Raw genomic sequence first — 21,108 nt, forward strand, 5'->3', positions numbered from 1 at the left:
CTACCAGGGCAGGTCCACCCAGGAGAGGTGGCCGCCCTTCCCCGCGCCCGTGTCCATGAACACGGCCGCCCCGCCGCCGGCGCCCACCTGCATCAGCGGGCGCCCGTTGGCGCTGCGCACCTCGTGGCCGCAATAGATGGTGAAGCCCTGGGGGATGCGGTCCACCCAGTCGTGCAGGCGCTCGGGGTAGCCGTCCTCCCGCATCCGGCTGGTCACCTGGCCGAAGATGGCGCGGGGCACGAGGCCCTCCGGCTTCCGCGCCCCCGCATCGGGCGGGGAGACGGCGTGCAGCATGCGCGGGTGGAAGCCGCCATGGACGAAAAGCCGCTGGTCGATCCTGAGCCAGGCCGGCGCCCGGCCGATCTCGAGCACCGCCCGCCGGCGCAGCGCCTCCGCGTCCTCCGCGGCGTCGATCTGCTCGAGCGTGCGGCCCAGCCCGTTCGCCTCGATCCGGATCGTTGCGCCTTCCAGCGCGCGCCGCAGCTTGTGGTCGTGGTTGCCGAGGACGAAGAGGCCGCGCCCCTCGGCCCGCAGCGCGAAGGCCCGGCGCAGCACGCCCGGCGCATCCGGCCCGCCATCCGTCAGGTCGCCGAGCTGGATAAGGAACAGCCGCTCCGCCTGCGCGCCGTCCGCGGCGGCGTGGAAGGCCGCGGCCTCCCCGTGCACGTCGCCGACGACGCGGATGCCTTCGAAGCGGTCGCGCAACTCCCTCAAGCCGCCTCCTCCTCGGACAGCGCGCCTCGGGCCACCGCGCGAAGGGCGGCGAGCGCGCGGGCGCGCCCGGCTGCGTGCTCCACCACAGGGCGCGGATACACGCCCTCCTCAAGCCCGGCCGCGCGGCGCACCGCCTCCGGCGCCTCCCAGGGGCGGTGGATGAAGCGCGAGGGCATGCGCGCCAGCTCCGGCACCCAGCGGCGCACATAGACGCCCTCCGGATCGAACTTCTCGCCCTGCGCCACCGGGTTGAACACGCGGAAATAGGGCGAGGAATCCGTCCCGCTGCCGGCGATCCACTGCCAGGAGGCGCCGTTGTTCGCGGGGTCGGCGTCGACCAGCGTGTCCATGAACCAGGCGAAGCCGTCCTGCCATGGCTGGAGAAGGTGCTTCACCAGGAGCGAAGAAGCGATCATCCGCACCCGGTTATGCATCCACCCGATCCGCCAGAGCTGCCGCATGCCGGCGTCCACGACCGGATAGCCGGTGCGCCCGCCACGCCAGGCGGCAAGCAATTCCCGGTCCGGCGCGAAAGGGAAGGCGGCGAAGCGCTCGCGCAGCGCGCCGCGTCAGCTCCGGCCGGTGCCAGAGGAGGTGGTGCGAGAATTCCCGCCACAGGACCTCCCGCAGGAAGGGCAGGGCCGCCTCTCCGCCGGCCTCCCGCGCCGCGTGCCAGACCTGGCGCGGCGAGACCTCCCCCCAGCGAAGATGAGGCGAGAGGCCAGATGAGCCCTCGATCCCCGGGTCGTTCCGACGCGTCGGATAGTCCGGCAGCCCGCCCGCGGTGAAGCGCGCCAGGCGCTCCATCGCCCCGGCTTCGCCAGGCCGCCATGCGGTGCCGAACTCCGCCGCCCAGTCCGGCTGGGGCGGGCGCGGAAGCAGGGCGAGGTCGTCCAGCGCCAGACCGGGGGAGGGCAGGGCGATACCGTCCAGACGCGCCGGCGCCTCCTGCGGCGTCGGCGGCTCGCCCATGGCCAGGATCTTGCGGGCGAAGGGCGCATAGACCGTATAGGGCCGTCCCGATCCCGCCAGGATCGAATCCGGCCGCAGCAGGTGGGTGGAGGCGTGCAGTTCCAGCCGTCGCCCCTCGGCCGTGAGCCGCGCGGACAGCGCCGCTTCCTGAGCCCGCGCCCAGGGCTCCGTCAGCCAGCCTGCCCGCACCGAGGCCGCGCCCGTTTCCTGCGCCAGCCCCGCCAGCAGGGACACGGCATCCCCACGCAGGAGCAGCAGCGGCGCGCCCCGCGCGGCGAGTCCCCTTCCCAGCGCCGCAAGACTGTGGTGCAGCCACCACCGCGCCGCGCCGCCATAGGCGAGATCCCCCGCCGCCACGTCGTCGAGCACGAAGACCGGCAGCACCGGCCCCTCCGCCGCCGCCAGAAGGGCGGGATTGTCGGCCAGCCGCAGGTCCTGGCGGAACCAGACGATCGAAGGGGAAGTCATGCCGCGCTCTCCGCCCGCCGCCGCATCGGGGGCAGCGGCACGCTGTGCAGCCGGTCCGCGCCGAGCATGAAAACCCGCCCGCCCCGCGGGAACAGCCCACCCAGCGCCGGATCGCGCATGTCGAGCCCGCCCGTATAGGCGCCGAAGGCCGGCAGGATCACCCGCCGCCCATCGGTCGCGAAGCAAGGACGGCTCACGGGGCCGGCGCGGGTGGCGAGCGTGGCCTTGGGGTGGAAATGCCCGCTCAACTCGCCCATGGCACGCGGATCGGCCTCGTGCCGGAAGGTGAGGGGGCCGTCCGTCATCGCTTCCACCGCCACCCCCGGCAGTCCCTCCGGTGCCACCGGGTCATGGTTGCCGAGTACCCAGACAACCTCCTCCACCGCGCCGAGGATGCGGACGAGGGTCGCGCAGTCGGCCGGCGCCATGCGCTGGCAGCCCAGCGCGTCGTGAAAGCTGTCGCCCAGCAGGATCAGGCGCGCCGGCCCGTAGCGCCGCACGGCGAGCGCGAGCTTCGAGAGCGTCTCCCTGGTATCGTAGGGCGGCACGAAAAACCCGCGCGCCGCGAAGTGGCTGCCCTTCTCGAGGTGCAGGTCCGAGACGACGAGCGTTCGCCGCGCCGGCCATGAGACGACGCCGCAGGGGTCAAGCATCAGCCGCTCTCCCGCCAGGTGCAGGGGGGCGGCGGTCACGTCGCGGGTCTCCCGTCCGGCAGTTTCGCCGATCGCACGAAGCGGCGCGGCGGGGGGCGGCGCTTTCTGTCCTGTCGTCTCGGGCGGTCCACCACCCCGGAACGCACGCGCAGGCCTTCCGTCACCTCCGAGAGAACATCGGCGAAATGGTCGGCGCCCCCGGTCGCGTCGTCCACCAGGGCGGCGGCCTCGGCCAGCAGCGCGTCCTCCGCGCCGCCAGCCACCCACTCGCGCCCCTCCTCGATGAGGGCGGGGACCGCAAGCGGCGAGACGCGGTCGAGGCGCCGGACCCGGATGGCGCCCCGGATGCGCGCCAGCAGGGTCGCGATGCGCCCGACATCGGTGAGCCCCGTCGCGGCCTCGGCGCGGGTCGCACGAAGGAGGATATGATCGGGCTCGTGCCGTCGCAGCACGTCATAGATCAGGTCGGAGTTCATGCTCATCTGCCGCCCGGACTTCTCGGCGCCGGGATGGTTCTTCTCGATCAGGCCCGCGATGGTCGCGATGTTGCGGAAGGTGCGGCGGAGCATGGAGCTCTCCGCGATCCACTCCTCCAGCTCCTCGCCGAGGATGTCCTCCTCGAACAGGCGCTCGGGATCGGCCGGCTCGAAGGCGCTCCAGGTCGCGAGGACGTAGTCGGTGCCGAGATAGCCCATGGGACCGTAGCCCAGGCGCTCCATCCGCTTCGTCACCAGCATCCCCAGCGTCTGGTGCGCGAGGCGGCCCTCGAAGCAGTAGGCGACCATGAACCAGCGACCGCCGCGCGGGAAAACCTCGATCAGCATCCCGTCACGCTGGGGCAGCTCGGAGCGCCGCTGCTGAAGCCGCAGCCAGTCTCGCACCGGCTCGGGCATGGCCCGCCAGCGCCGGGGATCGGCGAGGATGGAGCGCACCCGGAGCGACAGGTTGGTCGAGAGCGGCAGCCGCGCGCCGGCATAGGCGGGCACGCGCGGCTCCCCCTCGCCGCCGCGGGTGACGACCATGGTGAGGGCGTCGATCCCCTCGTAGCGCAGCGTCTGGCCCGCGAAGATGAAGCAGTGGCCGGGCTCGAGGGTGGAGGCGAACCATTCCTCCACCTCCCCCAGCACGGGGCCGCCGCGGATGCGCACCTTCAGCATCGGCGTGTCCACGATGGTGCCGAGATTCATGCGCGCCTGACGGGCGACGCGGATATCGCGCACATGAACCAGCCCCTCGGCATCCCGGAACAGGCGCCGGAACCGCTCATAGGCGCGCAGCGCGTAGCCGCCGTCCTCCACGAAGCGGAGCACGTCGTCGAAGTCCCGGCGGGAGAGCGTGGCGTAGGCCCCGGCGCGCGTGACCTCGGCATAGAGGTCGTCCGGGTGGAAGGGTGCCTGGCAGGCCATGGCGAGGACGTGCTGCGCCAGCACGTCGAGCCCGCCCGGCCGCGGCGGCTCGCCGTCCAGCTCATGCGCGCGCACGGCCTCGGTGGCGGCGACGCACTCGATCACCTCGAAGCGGTTGGCGGGGACCAGCACGGCGCGGGAGGGCTCGTCCATGCGGTGGTTCGCCCGCCCGATCCGCTGGAGCAGTCGCGCCACGCCCTTGGGCGCGCCGACCTGGATCACCTGGTCCACCGCGCCCCAGTCGATGCCGAGGTCGAGCGAGGCGGTGGCGACCACCGCCCGCAGCTTCCCCGCGGACATCGCGGCCTCCACCTTCCGCCGCTGCTCGATCTGAAGCGATCCGTGGTGCAGGCCGATCGGCAGGTTGCTCTCGTTCAGCCGCCACAGGGCGGCGAAGATCAGTTCCGCCTGGGCGCGGGTGTTGACGAAGACGATGGTGACGCCGGCACCCTCGATCCGCTCCAGCACGCGCGGGGCCGAGGCGATACCCATATGCCCGCCCCAGGGCAGGTGCCCCGCCGGAAGCATGAGGTCCATCACCGGCTCCGCGCCGCCGCGGCCTACTACCAGCCGTACGTCCTCGGTCTGTGCGGTGGGGGAAAGCCAGGCGCGCAGGGCATCCGGATGCGCGACGGTGGCCGAAAGCCCTACCCGCCGCAGGCCCGGCGCCAGCAGGTCGAGCCGCGCCATGAGGAGCGAGAGCTGGTCCCCGCGCTTCGTGCCGGCCATGGCATGCGCCTCGTCCACCACCACCGCGCGCAGGCCTCCGAACAGCTCCGGCGCTTCGGGAGAGGAGAGAAGGACGGCGAGGCTCTCCGGCGTGGTCAACAGGATCTGCGGCGGGGTCTGGCGTTGCCGGGCGCGTCGGTTCTGCGGCGTGTCGCCGGTCCGGGTCTCGATGCGGATACCGAGGCCCATCTCCTCCACCGGGTCCATCAGGTTGCGGGCGATGTCCACCGCCAGCGCCTTCAGGGGCGAGACATAGAGGGTGTGCAGCCCCTCCCGCGGGTTCTCGTGCAGGTCCAGCAGCGTGGGCAGGAAGCCGGCCAGCGTCTTGCCGCCGCCCGTCGGCGCGATCAGCAGCGCGCTCTCGCCCGCGCGCGCGGCGCGCCAGAGGGCCAACTGATGGGGGCGCGGTGTCCAGCCGCGCGCGGCGAACCAGCCCGCGAAGGGTTCCGGCAATGTTCCCATGGGCCCCCCGTATATGGCATGGATCGGGATAACGGCGAGGCCCCGCCCCGCGCGACAGGTGCTGAAAGACCCGCATGGCTGACTTGGCGACGCTTCTTCCCCTTATTCTCGCCGGGCTGGCGCTCATCGGAGTGGCGGTCCTCCTGCTGCGGCGGACAGGCGGGGACGAGGCGCTGGGGGCGCTGGCCGGTAAGCTCGACGCACTCGGCGCCGCGCAGGACCGCCAGGGCATGGCCGCCGCCGAGCGCATGGCCGCGACCGAGCGCGCCCTGGCCGACCGCCTCGCCGCCACGACCGCCAGCCTGACCGAGACGCTGACGAGCGCGCTCGCCCGCCAGAACGAGCGCCTGGCCGCGCAGGAACGCGCGCTGGCCGACCGGCTGGCGGGGCAGAACGAGCGCCTCGGCAAGGTGCTGAGCGACAACGCCCTGCGCGCCGAGGAAACCGCGGGAAAGATCCACGAACGGCTGGCCGTGATCGACGCCGCCCGCGCCAATATGGAGGCGCTGGGCGCGCAGGTCGGCAGCCTCGCGCAAATCCTCGGCAACAAGCAGTCCCGCGGCGCCTTCGGGGAGGTGCAGCTGCGGCAACTCGTTGAGGACCGCCTGCCGCCCGACGGCTTCTCCTGGCAGCACACCCTGGCCAACCGCACACGCTGCGACGTGCTCATCCGCCTGCCCTATCCGCCCGGCCCCATCGCCGTGGACAGCAAGTTCCCGCTGGAAGCCTGGCTCGCGGCCCGCGACGCCGCGGACGACGCCGCGCGCATCGCCGCCACGAAGCGCTTCGCCGCCGACGTGACGCGGCACGTGGACGACGTGGCCGGCAAGTACATCTGCCCCGGCGAAACGGCGGAGGGCGCGCTCATCTTCGTCCCCTCCGAGGCGATCTACGCCGACCTGCACGCCGCCCACGCGCCCGTGGTGGACGCGGCGGCGCGGCGGGGCGTCTACATCGTCTCGCCCAGCACGCTCTGGGCCGTGCTCGGCACCATGCGCGCCCTCATGCAGGACGTGCGGATGCGGGCCGAGGCCGGGCAGATCAAGAACCAGGTGGCCGAACTGATGAAGGACGTGACGCGGCTGGACGAGCGCGTGACAAAGCTCCGCAAGCACTTCCTGGACATGCAGATGGACGTGCAGCAGATCGAGATCACCACCGGCAAGATCACCCGCCGGGGCGTTTCGATCGAGGCGCTGGAGCTGAGCGACCTGCCGGCCATTGGCGCGCCCGTCGCCTCGCTGGCACCCGCGCAGGACTGACGCGCGGCGCCCGGCCGGTCAGGCCGGGACGCCGCCCACCCGCATCAGGTGGTGCATCCCGACCTCGGCCGGGGACTGGCAGCCGAGGAAGGCGAGGTTCCGGTTCACCTCGGAGGAGAGGATGGAGATGGCGTGGTGCACTCCCGCCTCTCCGCCCACGGCCGCCGCGTAGAGGAAGGGCCGGCCCACGAAGACGAAGTCGGCACCCATGGCGAGCGCCTTCAGCACGTCCGAGCCGCGGCGGATGCCGCCGTCCATCATCACCGCCATGGAGCCCGCCGCCGCGCGCACCTCCGGCAGGGCGCGGAAGGCCGAGATGGCGCCGTCGAGCTGGCGCCCGCCGTGGTTGGAGACGATGACGCCGTCCGCGCCCTCCTCCGCGGCGCGCCGCGCGTCCTCCCCGTGCAGCACGCCCTTCACCACCAGCTTGCCCTTCCAGCGCCGCCGGATGAGCGCGAGATGCGACCAGTTGAGGTGGTCCCGCGCGCCGAAGTCGCGCTCCACGTGGCGCGCGATGATCGGGGCGCCGCGCGTGGCGTAGGAGTTCTCGAAATGCGGCATGCCGTGCCGCATCAGCGTGGGCAGCATCGTGTCCAACAGCCAGCGCGGGCGGATGGCACCGTCCCAGGCAAGGCGAAGGCCTGGCTTCAGCGGGGTCGAGAAGCCGCTGCGCACGTTGTTCTCGCGGTTGCCGAGGGTGGTCGTGTCCACCGTCAGCAGAAGTGTCCCGAAGCCGGCCGCGGCCACGCGGTCCACTAGTCCGATGATGCGGTCATCCTCGCCGGGCAGATAGGCCTGGAACCAGCTTCCCGGCGCCTCCCGCGCGATCTCCTCGAGTGGGATGAGCGACGATCCGCTCATGATCATCGGGATACCGGCGTCGCGCGCCGCTCGGGCGAGGACGAGGTCGCCGCGATAGGCCATCATCGCGCTGATACCCATGGGCGCAATGCCGAACGGCGCCGTGTAGGTCGTGCCGAAAAGCGCCGTCGCGATGCTCCGGCGGGAAACGTCAATGAGGTAGCGCGGCCGGAAGGCCCAGTCCGCGAAGACGCCGCGGTTGTCCTTCAGCGAGGCATTGGTCTCCGCCGCCCCTGCGATGTACCCGAACAGCGGGCGCGGCAGCTTCCGGCGCGCCGCCGGCTCGAAATCGTCCAGCGCGAGGATCGGGCGCAGGGCGCGCGGGAGGTCCTTCGAGACGGTGCGGTACACCGATTTCGCGGGCGGCGGGACGGGCGCTGCCCCATTGCCGTCGGGCGGGCTCATGCGAGGCGCGCCAGCACGCGGTCCACAAACAGGCCCGCGCTGCCGAGATAGGTGGAGGGATCGGTGATGCGCTCGATCGCTGCCGCATCCAGCCGCGAGGAAACGGCCTCGTCCCGCCCCAGCGCCTCGGCCAGCGGCACATGCTCGGCCAGCGCCACGTCGCAGGCATGGTGCACGGCGTCGTGCGCCGCGCCGCGGCCGAGCATCGGGGCCAGTCCCATCATCACCGCCTCCGCCATGATCGCACCGCCCGTGACCTCAAGGTTCCGCCGCATTCGCGCCGCGTCCACCGTCATGCCCTCGGCGATCTGCCGTGCCTGGTCCAGCGCTCCATGGGTGAGCAGCAGCGCCTGCGGGATGGCCAGCGGCTCCGCCTGCCACGGCCCTGTACCGCGCTCGTGGTCCAGCGCCATGGCGGACATCACCTGCGGCACCAGCGCGTGCACGCCGCGCGCCTGGGCCAGCACGTATTCGCAGGCGATCGGGTTGCGCTTCTGCGGCATGGTGGAGGAACCGCCGCGCCCGGCCTCGTGCGGCTCGAAAACCTCGGCCACCTCGGTCTGCATGAGCAGCATCACGTCGGTCGCCATCTTCGAGAGCGACCCGCAGAGGATGCCGCACCAGGAGACCGCTTCCGTCACCGTGTCGCGCGCGACGTGCCAGGGGATTTCCGGAACGCTCAAGCCCAGCTCGCGCGCCAGCGCCTCGGCCACAGCCGGGCCTTTCTCGCCCAGCGAGGCAAGGGTGCCCACGGCGCCACCGAACTGCACGCGCAGCAGGCGGGGCAGCAGGGCGTCGAGCGTCTCCCGTGCGTTGATCAGCGGGGAGAGCCAGACGGCGCATTTGTAGCCGAAGGTCACGGGCAGGGCGTGCTGCAGATGGGTGCGCCCCGCCATCACCGTGTCCCGGTGCTCGCGCGCCCGGGCGGCGAGCGCCGCGATGGTGGCGTCGAGATCGGCGCGAATGAGGGCGAAGGCCTCCCGCAGCGCGAGGACGAGCGCGGTGTCGAGGATGTCCTGCGTGGTCGCGCCCCAGTGGGTCCAGCGCGCCGCGTCCTCCCCCGCGAGCGCGCCAAGCTGCTTCACCAGCCCGACCACGGGATAGCCGGTGTTGCGCGTGGCGGCGGCGAGCTTCGCAAGGTCCAGCCTGTCGGCGGTGGCCGCCGCGGTGATCGCCCGCGCCGCCTCCGCCGGCACGATCCCGAGCCCCGCTTCGGCGCGCGCCAGCGCCGCCTCCACGTCCAGCATCCGCTGGAGAAGCGCCATCTCTCCCACGACGCCGCGCATGGCGTCGGTGCCGTAGAGCGTGCCCCAGACCGTGCTGTCCGCCGGATTGACCGCCACGCTCAGACCACCATCCAGCCGGTTTCGCTCTGGAGGCGAAGGTGGAGGTTCCAGGTACCCCCAGGGCGCCGGGCGCCGTGCACCACCTCGCTCATCGCCTCTCCTCCCCTTCCGAAAGGATCCCCTTCGCAACCTTCAGCGCGTGGTTGGCCACGGGCACGCCCGCATAGGCGCCGACCTGCAGCAGCACCTCCGCGATCTCCTCGGGCAGCACGCCGGTGTTGCGGGTCGCGCGCACGTGCAGCGCGAACTCCCCCTCCCGCGCGAGGGCCGCGGTGATGGCGAGGGTAAGGAGGGAGCGGGTGTGCCGCGGTAGGCCCGGGCGGGTCCAGATCCCACCCCAGACATTGCGCGTGATGTAGTCCTGGAAGGCGGCGTCGAGCGCCGTGATGCCGGCGCTCGCGCGGGCGACGTGTTCCTCCCCGAGGACGGCCTTGCGCACGGCCATGCCGGCAGCGAAGGCATCCTCCTCCGGCGAGGGAGACAGATGCGCGAGCAGCGCCTCGGTCACCGCTTCGGCAGCCTCGAAGGTCGGGATATGCGCGACGCCCGGCAGGACGATCAGCCGGCTGCCCGGGATCGCCTCGCGGATCGCCTCGGCCGCGGAAACCGGGGAGGCCTGGTCGAGCTCCCCCACCACCACCGTCGCGGGGCCCTGCATCCGGCCAGCCAGCGAGGCGGCCCGCGCGTCGCGGAGCGCGGCCGCGCAGGCGGAATAACCCTCCGCCGGGGTCGCGAGCAGCATCGCCCGCAGCGCGCGGGAGGAAGGAAGTGACTGGTCCGCCACCCAGCGCGCCATCACGCCGTCCGCCACCGCCGCCATGCCGCCCGAGGCGATCGCCTCGATCCGCTGCTGCCAGCCCTCCGGCGGCGGGAACTCCATGGCGGTGTCGAGCAGAAACAGGGAGAGCACCCGCTCCGGCCGGCTCGCCGCCATCTCCATCGCGATGCGCCCGCCGATCGAGATGCCACCGAGATGGGCCGCGCGGATGCCGAGATGGTCGAGCAGTGCGAAGGCGTCCTCCGCCAGCGCCGCCATGGTCGCCTCGCCGGGTACCGCCGAGGTGAGTCCGTGGCCGCGGAGGTCGAAGCGGATCACGCGATGCGTGCGGGCCAGAACCTCCGCCTGCTCGTCCCAGACGTGCAGCGAGGTACCGAGGCTGTGAAGCAGGAGAACCGGCGGCGCTCCGGGCGGCCCCGCCACCTGCACATGCACCGACATGCCGCCCAGCGCGATGAACATCCGCCCGTTCACTCCCCCGGCGGGCCCGAGCCGCGCCGCGGGCAAGGCGTAACACGGGCACCCCCGGGCGAAAACCCGGGGGTTATTCCCTTCTCAGACGCCGGCGACCATCACCTGGCCCTGGTCTTGCCCGCGCATAGCCCAGCCGGTGGTGCGGTTCTCGATGGCAACGGCCACGACATACATGATGACGCCCATGACGCCCGTGATGATGAGGCCGGCAAAGACCAGCGGCACGTCGAACCGGGAGGAGGCAAGCATCATCAGATGCCCGATCCCCTTATTCGCCGCCACCGTCTCCGCGATGATCGAGCCGACGAAGGCGACGGTGATCGCGATCTTCAATGAGGCGAAGAAATAGGGCATCGCCCGCGGCAGGCCGACCTTGCGGATGATGTCCGACGGCCGCGCGCCGAGGGCCCGCAGCACGTCCCGCAGCTCGGGCTCCACCGTCGCGATGCCCGTCGCCACGTTCACGACGATCGGGAAGAAGGAGATGAGGAAGGCGGTGATCACCGCCGGCACCGTGCCGATGCCGAACCAGATCACGAGGATGGGCACCACCGCCACCTTCGGCACCGAGTTGAAGGCGATCAGCAGCGGGTAGAGCCCGTGGTAGAGAAGGGTGGAGGAGCCGATCGCCACCCCCAGCAGCAAGCCGAACACGATCGCCAGCGCGAAGCCGATGAGCGTGGTCATCAGTGTCTGCCAGGAATTGTCGAGCAGCGGCAGCCACCACTTGATCATGCTGGCGATGATGGCGGAGGGCGCGGGCAGGATGAACTGCGGGATCTCGAAGGCGCGGCAGATCACCTCCCAGAGGAGGAAGGTGCCGACGATGATGATCCAGGGCAGCCCGGCCTGAAGGCGCCGGCGCCGGCGTGCGGCGGCTGAGAGCGCCTCGATGCGGCGCTGGGCCGCGGTGGGCGCGGCCGGCGCGGCGGTGGGGGAGACGTCAAGCGGCATGGGGAGCCTCCTGCGGGGCCACCGTGGCGACGGGAGCATCGTCACCGCGACGGGCGGCGCTGATATGCTCGCGCAACTCGTGGACGAGCGCCTGGAAGGGCTGCGTGTAGGTCATTTCAAGTGAACGGGGGCGCGGGAAGGGCACCGTCCGCTCCGCGATGATGCGGCCCGGGCGGGCGGACATGATCATCACGCGATCCGCGAGGAACACCGCCTCCTTCAGGTCGTGCGTCACCAGCACCACTGTCGGCTTGAGGATCCCGCAGACCCCCTCCAGCTCCACCCAGAGATCCTCGCGCGTGAAGACGTCGAGCGCGCCGAACGGCTCGTCGAGCATCAGCAGTTGCGGATCGTGGATGAGCGCCCGGCAGAGGCTCGCCCGCTGCTGCATGCCACCCGAGAGCTGGTGGGGCGTCTTGTCCTCGAAGCCCTTCAGGCCGACGAGCTCGAGCAGCTTGCGCGCCTTGTCCTCGTACATCGCCCGCTCGCCCCGCAGGCGGCGGCGATGCGGCTCAACCACCTCCAGCGGCAGCATCACGTTCTGCAGGATGGTGCGCCAGGGCAGCATCGTCGGCGCCTGGAAGGCCATGCCGGCGATGGAGAGGGGCCCGTCCACCTCCTTGCCCGCCACGATCACGCTGCCCGCCGAGCACGGCCAGAGCCCCGTCACAAGCCGCATGAGGGTGGACTTGCCGCAGCCGGAAGGCCCGACCACCGCGACGAACTCCCCCTTGGCGATTCGCATGGAGGTGTTGCGCAGCGCGAGCGTCCCCTCCGTGCCGCCATACCGCATGGAGACGTCGTCGATCTCCACGAAGGGCCTTTCGAACCCGGTCATACCCGAACTGGCCTCCCGATGACGTTCCCGGCCAGACCAACCACGGCCAGCCTGCTTGGCGGCCCCTTCCGGTCCGCGGGCCCCGCTGGACCGCCGCGTCCCGGCACGCGGGGCGCCGAAATAGCCCGACCCTCCTAGCAAGGGCCGCGCCAGACAGGGTAGTGCAAAGCTCACTGCTCAGGACGGGTACATGTGCGGGCGCTACCCCCCCTGGTGGCGGACGGGCGCTCGACCAATCTTGCGCGGGACCCACAGATCCGCACCGAAGGAGCGCGCCATGCCCGTCGAGGACATCACCCCCAGCGACAGCTACGAGGCCCTTCGCACCGATCCCGACGCGCTGCTGGTGGACGTGCGGACCGATGCGGAGTGGAACTTCGTCGGCATCCCCGACCTTTCCGCCACGGGCAAGCAGCCGGTGCTCATCCCCTGGCAGGTCTATCCCTCCATGGGCGTGAACGGCGCCTTCGTGGAGCAGCTCCGGCGCGCGGGCGCGACGCCGCTCAGCAAGCTCTACTTCCTCTGCCGCTCCGGGGCGCGCTCCCTCGCTGCCGCCCAGGCGGTGCAGGCGGCCGGCTTCCCCAATGCCTACAACGTGGCCGACGGCTTCGAGGGGCCAGTGAACGCCGACGGCCACCGCGGCAGCACGGCCGGCTGGAAGGCCGACGGCCTGCCCTGGCGCCAGCGTTGAGCTGAAGCCGGATGAGGGGGCACCGGCCCCCTCGTTCATCCTGCCCTATTCGACCTGGATATTGGCGCGGCGGGCCACCTCGCCCCAGCGCCGGGTCTGCTCCGCCACGAAGTCGCGGAAGGCGTCGGGCGACATGGTGTTGGCCGTGATGCCCAGTTCCTCGTAGCGGGCGCGGATCTCGGGCGTCCCGATCGCCGCCAGCGCCTCGCGGTTCAGCCGCTCCACGATGGGGCGCGGCGTCGCGGAGGGGGCGAAGAGGCCGTGCCAGGACACGCTCTCGAAGCCCGGCAGGGTCTCGGCGACGGTCGGCACGTCGGGCGCCTGCGGCACCCGGTTCAGGCTGCCCACGCCGAGGGCACGGATGCGCCCCTCCTTGGCATGCGGCCAGGCGGAGGAGAAATTATCGAAAGCCATGGGCAGCTGGCCGGAGAGCATGTCGGTCATGATCTGCCCGCTGCTGCGATAGGGCACGTGCACCGCCGTCGTGCCGGTCAGCTGCGTGAACAGCTCCCCCGCCAGATGGATGGAGGTGCCGACGCCCGAGGAACCGTAATTGATCACCCCCGGCCGCGCCTTCATCAGCGCGATCAGCTCCGGCACCGTCCGGGCCTGGATATTGTTGGCAACCACGAGAAGATTCGGCTGGCTGCCCAGAAGCGCGAGCGGCGCGAAATCGCGCAGGTTGTCGAAGGGAATGCGCGGATAGATCGAGGCGTTGATCGCGTGGCTGCTGATCGTGCCCATGCACAGCGTATAGCCATCCGCCGGCGCCCGGGCGCAGGCCTCCGCGCCGATGTTGCCGCCTGCACCAGCCCGGTTGTCCACCACCAGCGGCTGGCCGAGGCGGCGCGACATCTCGCCGCCGACGAGGCGGGCGATGAGGTCCGTGGTGCCGCCGGCCGCGAAGGGCACGATCACGCGGATCGGCTTGTTCGGATAGCCCTCCTGGGCGAGCGAGGGCAGGGGCGCGAGGGCCATGGCGAGGGCGCCGGCGGCCCCTAGCAGGGCACGCCTCGCGAGGCCGCTCCGGAAGGGACGGTTTCGGCGCATGGCTGTTTCCTTCTCCCGCCCGGCCGTCGTCAGGCTGCGGCCGCGCTTGTTCAGGCTTTGCGGCGCGGCGGGTCTTCGGTCAAGCCGGGGGCTCAGCCCGCGCCGGCCGGCACCCAGACCTCCAGCGTGCCCTGGCGCGGGCGAGGCGTGAAGGTCGTGAAGTCCTGCACCATCCAGTCCCGCCCGAGGCTGCGGGCAAGCGCCTCGGCATCGTCCTGGTCCACGGGGTTGAAGTAGCGGATCACCCGGCGGGATGGCGTGGCGCCCACGACGCGCCGCTCCACCGGCACGCCGAAGCTGCTGAGCTGGTCCACCAGGACCTCCACCCCGTCCCAGAGGCCGGGCGGGTAGTGCACGACGATTCGCCGGCCGAGAGGCGCGGGCGCGCGCGGCACCTCGGCCTGCGGCCCGGGCGTCGGCACCAGCGGCTCGCCGCGATAGCCGGGGAAGCGCGGCGTGGCCTGGCGCGGCAATGCGGGCGGCGGCGCGGGGGGCGGTGGCGGCAACCCGGCCTCAGCCTCCGGCCTGACGGCAGGCGAGGCAGGGGAGGGCGGAACCGGCGCGGGGCTCGCCTGCGGCGGCACGGGCAGGATGGTGGCCTCCTGCACCGCCTCGGCCGTTGCGCCCGCCCCCGTTTGCGCGGGGCGGCCGCCGAGCAGCGCGGTGGCGACCCCCCCGGCAACCAGCAGGGCCGCCAGAGCCGTGTAGAGAAGGAGGCGCCTGCGCGACCGGCGCCCGGCTCGCGAGGTGGGTAGCGGCGGGCGGGGGGGCACGACCGGCGCACGACGCGGCGGGGCAAGCTCGGCCATCGCCGCCGGCGACTGCTGACCGGCGCGAGGCGCCTCCTCCGGCATCTCCGTCACCCGGGCACGGCGGGTCGGGCCCGCCTCCGCGGCGGAGGCCGCCATGGGAGGCTCGGCGGGCGGGCGGCGCGGCGGGGTGTCGAGGTCGGGTGGCATCGCTGCCGGAAGCGGCGGCCTCTCCCGCCGGAGCGCCGGAGCCACCTGGGGCGGCGGCGCGGACCGGGGCAGGGGCGGCAACTCCCTCGCCGCAACCGGCGCCTCCGCCGTTGGGGCATCCGTGATCGGGGCCTCCGTCACCGGGGCTTCCCCAACGACCGGCAGATCAGGCACCGGCGCCGCTGGTAACACCGGCACCGGCACCGGCGACGCCGACGGCGCGGCAGGCTTGGCCGGGGCAGCGGCCGGTGCCTCGCTGGCCCCGATCACGCGGCGCAGGCCTGCGGGCCACTCCCTGACCTGTGTAGGGATGGGCGGCAGGGCCGCGAATTGAGGGTCAAGGACACTGGTCAGCCGCCAGAGGTCCTCGCCAGTGAGGGAGTGATAGATCACTGGCAGGCCGGCCGGCCCGCCGGCCTCCTCCAGCCGCTTGAGAAAGGTTGCGACCGCCCCCGGCGTGGTCTCGGGCGCGAGGTCGAGCAGCGCCACGCCGAAATCCGGGTGCAGGGCCGTGAAGCGCGGCTCCTCCCTTTCCACGGCTCCCTTTGTCGGGCCAGGCCTGTGGCGCAGCACCTGCCAGCCGAGGTCGCCCAGGGCTTCCTCCGCGGATAGATCGGTCGCGGCCTCGGGCTGCAGGTCGGCGAAGGGGTCTGTCGCTGGCTTCATCACTCTCCGGGCCTCCCTCGGGCCGCGGGAGCGGCGCGGGGTAGGGCATGGACATGGGGCGGGCCGAGGGGAAACGGTCGCGGGGAAGCGCGCGGAGGTATCGGGCGCGGCGGCGCCTGTCACTTCACGATGCTGGGTGTGCGCAAACGGGGGACTGCCCGGCCGGTCACGCCGCCCGGCCGCCGTCCTCCGCCAGGGCCGCGTGCTCCGCCACGCTGGTGCGAGCCGGCCGTGTCCGCGCTTGTCCGGTGGGGCAGAGGTCCAGCAGCACGCAGCGGGTGCAGGCCGGCGCGCGAAAGTGGCAGGTGCGCTGCCCGTGCAGCATCAGCACCTCATGGTGATCGTAGACCGCCTGCGAATCCCACTCCTCCGGCAGCATCGCCTCCAGCACCCGGTGGGAGGGCCCAACCGCCAGCGTCTCGGGGATGATCCCCAGGCGCTGCGCCACCCGGTGATGATGGCTGTCCACGGGCAGCGCACGCGCGCGCAGCGCGGAGAAGGCGAGCACCGCCGCGCTTGTCTTTGGCCCGACGCCGGGGAGGGATTCCAGCCAGGCCCGCGCCTCCGTCACCGGCATGTCGGCCAGGTGATCGAGGTTGAGCGAGCCGCGCCGGCCGGTGATGAGGGTTAGGATGCGCTGCAGGGCCGGGGCCTTCGCCTCCGGCCAGGTGCAGGGGCTCAGCGCGTCCTGCACCTCGGCCACCGGTGCGTCCCGCACCGCCTCCCAGTCCGGAAAGCGCTCCTTCAGGTTGCGGAAGGCGCGGGCACTGTCGGCGTTGCGCGTGCGGTGGGAGAGAAGGGAGGAGACCAGCTCCTCCATCGGCCCATGGGCGTGAAAATACCCGATCGGGCAGTTGAAATGCTCGCAGAGCCGGCGATGGGCTTCCAGCAGGCGCTCGCGCGGCGCGGTGATCGGGGCGAACTCGGCCATGCGGGGATCCCAGCTGATGGGGTGGAACGCCGCGCCGCCGCCGCGGTTCCGGGGAGGGCTTCCGCCTGAGGTCCAGCCCCGTCGGTCGGCGCCCGATTGAAGCGGCGCGGGGCGCGGCCAAGTAGGAGGCGTGCCAGCCCCGCCAAGCCGTCCGCGGCCCTACCGCCTCGTCATCTTCGACTTCGACGGCACCCTGGCCGACAGCGCGGGATGGGTCCTCCACGCCCTGACCGAGGCGGCCGGGCTCTACAACTTCCGCCGCATCACCGCGGACGAGGCCGCGATGCTGCGCGGCTGGGACAACCGCGCGATCATCCGCTACCTCGGCGTGCCCTTCTGGAAGCTGCCATCCATCGCGCGCCACATGCGCGAGCGCATGGCGGCAGAAGCGGATCGCATCTCCCTGTTCCCGGGTGCGGAGGAGACGCTTCGCGGCCTGCTGGCGGCCGGTGCCAGGCTCGCCATCGTCAGTTCGAACGCCGAGCCCACGGTGCGCCGCATCCTCGGCCCCGAGCTATCGGCTGATATCGCGGCCTTCGAGTGCGGCGCCTCCCTCTTCGGCAAGGCGCGCCGCTTCCGGCGCGTGCTGCGCCGCCTGGGCGTCCCACCGGGGGACGCCATCGCGATCGGCGACGAGGGCCGCGACATCGAGGCAGCGCGCGCGGCCGGCATCGACACGGGCGCGGTGACCTGGGGCTACGCGACTGCCGCCCTGCTGGCCACCCGCCGCCCCACCGTCACCTTCGAGCGGATGGAGGAGCTGGCGCCGCGGCTCCTCGGCGCCCTACCGCCCGGCGATGGCCTTGTTCTCCAGCCGTGAGAGCAGCCGCACCACCGGCCAGAGAATGATGAAGTAAGCCAGCGCCGCCGCCACGATGGGTGAGGCGTTGTAGGTCACGCTCTGCGCCTGCCGCGCCTGGAACAGCAGCTCCGGCATCGCGACGACGGAGGCGAGGGAGGTCAGCTTCACCACCTCCAGCGTGTTCGAGACGAGGTCCGGCAGGACGTTCCGAACCGCCTGCGGGATCACGACGAGCCAGAGCGCGAGCCAGGGCCGAAGCCCGAGCGCGCGCGCTGCCTCCATCTGCCCCGCCGCCACACTATCGAGCCCCGCGCGCAGCACCTCCCCGTAATAGGCGCCGGTGTTGAGGAAGAAGGCGAGCGCCACCGCCCCCCAGGGGCCGAGGTCGATGCCCAGGAAGGGCAGCCCTGCATAGAGAAAGATGAGCAGCACGAGCGGCGGGAGGGAGCGAAAGGTATCCGTCCAGACCGCGAGCGGCAGCCGCACCCAGGGGCTGCGCGAGCGCGAGAGCAGGGCGATCGCCATCCCGCCGAGCAGGCCGAGCGGCACCACCACAGCCGAGAGCAGCAGCGTCTGCCCCAGTCCGCGCGCGAGGATCGGCCAGGCGCGGAGCACGATCTCGATGTTCAGGAAGTTGTCGACGAAGTCTTCCAGCACGTGCCTATCGACCCGGAATGGCGGCGCGCCGCTCGATCCACCGCCCGATGCCGACCACGGGCATGAAGAGCAGCGCATAGGCGATGGCGCCGAGCGTGAGCGGCGAGGGATTGCCCGAGAAGGCCATGGCCGATTGCGCCGAGCCCAGAATCTCCGCCACGCCGACCACCGAGGCCAGCGCCGTGCCCTTGGTGATGGCAATGGTGCGGTTGGTGAGCGGCGGCACCACCATCCGCACGGCCTGGGGCAGGATGATGCGGAAGAGGATGGTCAGGAAGCGCAGCCCCAGTGCGCGCCCTGCATCCCACTGCCCCCGCCCTGTGGCCGTGATGCCCGCCCAGAATATCTCCTCCGAGAAGGCGGCCAGGACGAGGGTGAGCGACAACCAGGTGGACCAGAAGCCCGAGAGGGAAAGCCCCATCCCCGGCAGCCCGAAATAGAGCAACACGATGATCACCAGCGGCGGCAGGGCGCGGAACAGGTCCACGAGGAAGATGATGCCCAGGTTCACCAGCTTGACCCCGAAGGCCCGCAGCACCGCCAGCGCGAGGCCGAGCGCGAGCCCCGCCGCGACGATGAGCGCGGCGAGCGCCACCGTCAGCACGAAGCCCGCCGCGATCTTCGGCAGCCACTCCGCCATCACCTTCAGGTTGAGGAAGGTGAAGGCGAAGCCGTCCAATCCCCCCACGGCTCAGTTACAGCGCGGTTCGTGCGGCGTCGGGTCGTAGCCGGGCAGGTTGGGCACGCCATAGCCGGGGAAGACGGTGTTCTCCGCGTCGTCGGCAGCGGGCTTGGCGCCGAACCACTTCTCGGACAGCGCGGCGAGCGAGCCGTCTCGCTTCATGCATTCGAGCACGTTCTCGACGGCGTCACGCAGCGCCGTGTTGTCGCGGCGAAAGGGCGCTGCCCAGTGCGCGCGCGTCTCCCGCAGCACGAAATCGGGCACGAGGTTGCGCTGCTGGCTCGCGGCGTACTTCACCACCGTATTGCCCGCCAGCACGGCATAGGCGCGGCCGGAAACCACGGCCTGCACCGCGTCAGGGTTGGTGTCGTAGGCCTGGATGGTGAAGCCAAGCCGCTCCGCATTCGCCTGGGCCCAGGCGTCATAGGCGCTGCCCTTGTTCACGGCGAGCGCCTTGCCGCGCAGGTCCTCCAGGCCTCGGATCGGCGCGCTGCCGCGGCGGATGCCGAGCTGGAACTCGGTGAAGAGGTAACCCTCGGTGAAGAGCATCCCCTCCGCCCGCTCCTTCGTCACCGTCACCGGCGCCGCGAGGAAGTCGTAGCGCCCGGCGTTCAGCGCGGGAACAAGGCCGGAGAAAGAGGCGCTATCGACAGTGATCTCCCGCCCCATGCGCCGCGCGACCTCGCGGAACAGGTCCACGTTGAAGCCCTGAACGCCGCCTTCCAGCCGCGGGAAGGCATGGGGCGCGAAGGTGCCGTCCACGGCAGTCCGCAGCGGCGGCCCGCCCTGGGCTCCCGTCTGGGCGTGGGACGGAAGGACAGGCAGGGCGGCCAGGACGGCAGCGAGCAGGAGGCGTCGCATCGGTGTCTCCGGAAATGAGGCGTTGGGAGCCTCGCACGCAAGCTCCGGGCCGTGGAGAGGGGGGGAGGCTCCGCCCTGCACGTGCCCCATTCCTGCCATCATCCGGTCGCGCGATTGCCGCGTGGTGGTCGTTCTATCCGGTGGTCATCCGGCGCATCGCCGGGATGGAGGTTGCCATGGACCGCATCGCCCTCTCCCTCGTGGCCACTGGCCTCGTCGTGATTCTTTCCACCGTTGTTTCCGTGCTCGGCGGCACGGGCGGCGCGATGGCCGACCTGACGGCGCCCGGCGCTGCCCTGGGTGGCCTCACGATCGTCGCCGGCCTCGCCATGCTGGAGCGCCGCGCTTTTGTCGCGGCCCGTCACACGCCGGGCCGCGCCCTCTCGGCCTAAGCGGCCTTCTCGGGGTAGAGGGCCGAAAGCCCCGCCTCGCTTGCCTCGCAGCGCCCGCGCTCGGTAATCAGCCCGGTCACCAGGCGGGCGGGCGTCACGTCGAAAGCCGGGTTCGCGGCCGGGGTTCCCTCGGCGGCCACCCTCACGGTTGCGACCGTGCCATCGGGCAGGCGGCCCGTTGCGTCCGTCACCTCGCTGCCCGAGCGCTCCTCGATCGGGATCTCGGCCAGCCCGTCGCGCACCTTCATGTCCAGTGTCGAATGGGGCAGGGCGACCCAGAAGGGCACGCCATTGTCCCGTGCGGCCAGGGCCTTGAGATAGGTGCCAATCTTGTTCGCCACGTCGCCCTGGCGGGTGACGCGGTCGGTGCCGACCAGCACGATATCGACCAGTCCGCGCTGCATGAGGTGGCCGCCCGCATTGTCGGCGACCAGCGTGTGCGGCACGCCATGCGCCCCCAACTCCCAGGCGGTGAGCGCCGCGCCCTGGTTGCGCGGCCGCGTCTCGTCCACCCAGACATGCACGTCCATGCCAAGGTCGTGCGCCTGATAGATGGGCGAGAGGGCGGTGCCGAAATCCACCGTCGCGATCCAGCCGGCGTTGCAGTGGGTCAGCACCCGCACCGGCTCGCCCGCGGGCTTGCGGGCGGCGATCTCCTGCAACAGCGGCAAGCCGTGCGCACCGATGCGGCGGTTTGTGTCCACGTCATCGTCGCAGATGGCGGCAGCCTCGGCATAGGCGGCGTCCGCCCGGCGCTCGGGCGGGTGGTTGCGGACGGCCGCGCAGATGCGGTCGAGCGCCCATTTCAGGTTCACCGCCGTCGGCCGCGTCTCGTTCAGCATGGCCGCCATGTGCTCGAGATTCCCGATCGAGGGATCCCGACGCAGTGCCATGGCCAGCCCATAGGCACCGACCGCCCCAATAAGTGGCGCGCCGCGCACCTGCATAGTGCGGATGGCCGCTGCCACTGCCTCCTCGTCGGAGAGGCGAAGCTTTTCCACCCCCCAGGGAAGCCGTGTCTGGTCGAGGATGCCGATGGAATGGCCGTCCTCCTCCAGCCAGACGCTGCGATGGGGCGTGCCGTCGATGTTCAAG

21 protein-coding genes are annotated in these 21,108 nt (G+C 72.0%); 4 read left to right on the plus strand and 17 right to left on the minus strand.

What is annotated here, in order from left to right:
* Genes BO39_RS02435 through BO39_RS02450 form a run of 5 tightly spaced genes read right to left on the minus strand, consistent with a single transcriptional unit; the run spans position 1 to position 5,404 of the window.
* Complete coding sequence (locus BO39_RS02435; RefSeq protein WP_043829486.1) at positions 1–714, minus strand: metallophosphoesterase; 714 nt, start codon at positions 712–714, stop codon at positions 1–3.
* Positions 711–1,229, minus strand: coding sequence for an FAD-binding domain-containing protein (locus tag BO39_RS35130; protein ID WP_342666305.1), 519 nt, complete (start codon positions 1,227–1,229; stop codon positions 711–713). The genes BO39_RS02435 and BO39_RS35130 overlap by 4 nt, the downstream gene beginning before the upstream one ends.
* The gene (locus BO39_RS02440; protein WP_342666306.1) at positions 1,141–2,154 is read right to left on the minus strand and encodes a deoxyribodipyrimidine photo-lyase; all 1,014 of its coding nucleotides are present in this window, start codon (positions 2,152–2,154) and stop codon (positions 1,141–1,143) included. The genes BO39_RS35130 and BO39_RS02440 overlap by 89 nt, the downstream gene beginning before the upstream one ends.
* Positions 2,151–2,846: a ligase-associated DNA damage response endonuclease PdeM gene (gene pdeM / locus BO39_RS02445; RefSeq protein WP_043829488.1), complete on the minus strand. Its 696-nt coding sequence runs from the start codon at positions 2,844–2,846 to the stop codon at positions 2,151–2,153. The genes BO39_RS02440 and pdeM overlap by 4 nt, the downstream gene beginning before the upstream one ends.
* A complete protein-coding gene (locus tag BO39_RS02450; RefSeq protein ID WP_084697775.1) occupies positions 2,843–5,404 on the minus strand; it encodes a ligase-associated DNA damage response DEXH box helicase in 2,562 nt (853 codons plus the stop codon). The genes pdeM and BO39_RS02450 overlap by 4 nt, the downstream gene beginning before the upstream one ends.
* 74 nt (positions 5,405–5,478) lie before the next feature.
* Here BO39_RS02450 and BO39_RS02455 point away from each other — a divergent pair, with 74 nt between their 5' ends.
* Entirely contained in the window at positions 5,479–6,666 is a 1,188-nt protein-coding gene (locus BO39_RS02455) for a DNA recombination protein RmuC (RefSeq protein ID WP_043829489.1), read from the plus strand.
* A gap of 18 nt (positions 6,667–6,684) precedes the next feature.
* On the opposite strand, the gene BO39_RS02460 is transcribed toward BO39_RS02455, so the two are convergent.
* The 5 genes from BO39_RS02460 to BO39_RS02480 all read right to left on the minus strand — a co-directional run bounded on the left by BO39_RS02460 (position 6,685) and on the right by BO39_RS02480 (position 12,322).
* Positions 6,685–7,932: an alpha-hydroxy acid oxidase gene (locus BO39_RS02460; RefSeq protein ID WP_084697776.1), complete on the minus strand. Its 1,248-nt coding sequence runs from the start codon at positions 7,930–7,932 to the stop codon at positions 6,685–6,687.
* Positions 7,929–9,275, minus strand: coding sequence for a 3-carboxy-cis,cis-muconate cycloisomerase (gene pcaB / locus BO39_RS02465; protein ID WP_043829492.1), 1,347 nt, complete (start codon positions 9,273–9,275; stop codon positions 7,929–7,931). Before pcaB ends, BO39_RS02460 begins: the two co-directional genes overlap by 4 nt.
* Positions 9,276–9,366: 91 nt before the next feature.
* Positions 9,367–10,518: a bifunctional 3-oxoadipate enol-lactonase/4-carboxymuconolactone decarboxylase PcaDC gene (gene pcaDC, locus BO39_RS02470; RefSeq protein ID WP_043829494.1), complete on the minus strand. Its 1,152-nt coding sequence runs from the start codon at positions 10,516–10,518 to the stop codon at positions 9,367–9,369.
* Between the two features lie 93 nt (positions 10,519–10,611).
* On the minus strand, positions 10,612–11,484 hold the full coding sequence (locus BO39_RS02475) for an ABC transporter permease (RefSeq protein ID WP_084697777.1): 873 nt from the start codon (positions 11,482–11,484) through the stop codon (positions 10,612–10,614).
* Complete coding sequence (locus BO39_RS02480; protein ID WP_052401335.1) at positions 11,474–12,322, minus strand: ABC transporter ATP-binding protein; 849 nt, start codon at positions 12,320–12,322, stop codon at positions 11,474–11,476. The genes BO39_RS02475 and BO39_RS02480 overlap by 11 nt, the downstream gene beginning before the upstream one ends.
* A gap of 277 nt (positions 12,323–12,599) precedes the next feature.
* On the opposite strand from BO39_RS02480, the gene BO39_RS02485 reads away from it, so the two are divergent.
* Positions 12,600–13,013: a rhodanese-like domain-containing protein gene (locus BO39_RS02485; protein WP_043829495.1), complete on the plus strand. Its 414-nt coding sequence runs from the start codon at positions 12,600–12,602 to the stop codon at positions 13,011–13,013.
* Between the two features lie 45 nt (positions 13,014–13,058).
* Here the strand turns inward: BO39_RS02485 and BO39_RS02490 are convergent, their stop codons facing one another.
* The 3 genes from BO39_RS02490 to BO39_RS02500 all read right to left on the minus strand — a co-directional run bounded on the left by BO39_RS02490 (position 13,059) and on the right by BO39_RS02500 (position 16,619).
* Positions 13,059–14,063 (minus strand): Bug family tripartite tricarboxylate transporter substrate binding protein, encoded by a 1,005-nt coding sequence (locus tag BO39_RS02490; RefSeq protein WP_052401336.1) that lies wholly within the window; start codon positions 14,061–14,063, stop codon positions 13,059–13,061.
* Between the two features lie 92 nt (positions 14,064–14,155).
* Complete coding sequence (locus BO39_RS02495; protein WP_043829497.1) at positions 14,156–15,688, minus strand: hypothetical protein; 1,533 nt, start codon at positions 15,686–15,688, stop codon at positions 14,156–14,158.
* A 166-nt stretch (positions 15,689–15,854) separates the two neighbouring features.
* Positions 15,855–16,619 (minus strand): endonuclease III domain-containing protein, encoded by a 765-nt coding sequence (locus tag BO39_RS02500; RefSeq protein WP_084697778.1) that lies wholly within the window; start codon positions 16,617–16,619, stop codon positions 15,855–15,857.
* A 130-nt stretch (positions 16,620–16,749) separates the two neighbouring features.
* On the opposite strand from BO39_RS02500, the gene BO39_RS02505 reads away from it, so the two are divergent.
* Positions 16,750–17,439: an HAD hydrolase-like protein gene (locus BO39_RS02505; protein ID WP_043829499.1), complete on the plus strand. Its 690-nt coding sequence runs from the start codon at positions 16,750–16,752 to the stop codon at positions 17,437–17,439.
* Here BO39_RS02505 and BO39_RS02510 read toward each other — a convergent pair.
* The 3 genes from BO39_RS02510 to BO39_RS02520 are packed head-to-tail and all read right to left on the minus strand — an operon-like array spanning position 17,404 to position 19,621.
* Positions 17,404–18,078 carry an amino acid ABC transporter permease gene (locus tag BO39_RS02510; protein ID WP_245614897.1) on the minus strand — a complete coding sequence of 225 codons (675 nt, stop codon included), beginning with the start codon at positions 18,076–18,078 and terminating at the stop codon, positions 17,404–17,406. The genes BO39_RS02505 and BO39_RS02510 overlap by 36 nt on opposite strands.
* Positions 18,079–18,082: 4 nt before the next feature.
* On the minus strand, positions 18,083–18,766 hold the full coding sequence (locus tag BO39_RS02515; RefSeq protein WP_043829501.1) for an amino acid ABC transporter permease: 684 nt from the start codon (positions 18,764–18,766) through the stop codon (positions 18,083–18,085).
* Positions 18,767–18,769: 3 nt separating this feature from the next.
* Positions 18,770–19,621 (minus strand): transporter substrate-binding domain-containing protein, encoded by an 852-nt coding sequence (locus tag BO39_RS02520; RefSeq protein ID WP_043829502.1) that lies wholly within the window; start codon positions 19,619–19,621, stop codon positions 18,770–18,772.
* Positions 19,622–19,797: 176 nt separating this feature from the next.
* On the opposite strand from BO39_RS02520, the gene BO39_RS02525 reads away from it, so the two are divergent.
* On the plus strand, positions 19,798–20,013 hold the full coding sequence (locus BO39_RS02525; RefSeq protein ID WP_156963394.1) for a hypothetical protein: 216 nt from the start codon (positions 19,798–19,800) through the stop codon (positions 20,011–20,013).
* On the opposite strand, the gene mtnA is transcribed toward BO39_RS02525, so the two are convergent.
* A complete protein-coding gene (mtnA, locus tag BO39_RS02530; protein ID WP_043829504.1) occupies positions 20,010–21,107 on the minus strand; it encodes an S-methyl-5-thioribose-1-phosphate isomerase in 1,098 nt (365 codons plus the stop codon). The genes BO39_RS02525 and mtnA overlap by 4 nt on opposite strands.
* Between the last annotated feature and the right edge of the window lies 1 nt (position 21,108).

Source organism: Roseomonas aerilata DSM 19363 (assembly GCF_000711725.1).
Classification (GTDB): domain Bacteria; phylum Pseudomonadota; class Alphaproteobacteria; order Acetobacterales; family Acetobacteraceae; genus Roseomonas; species Roseomonas aerilata.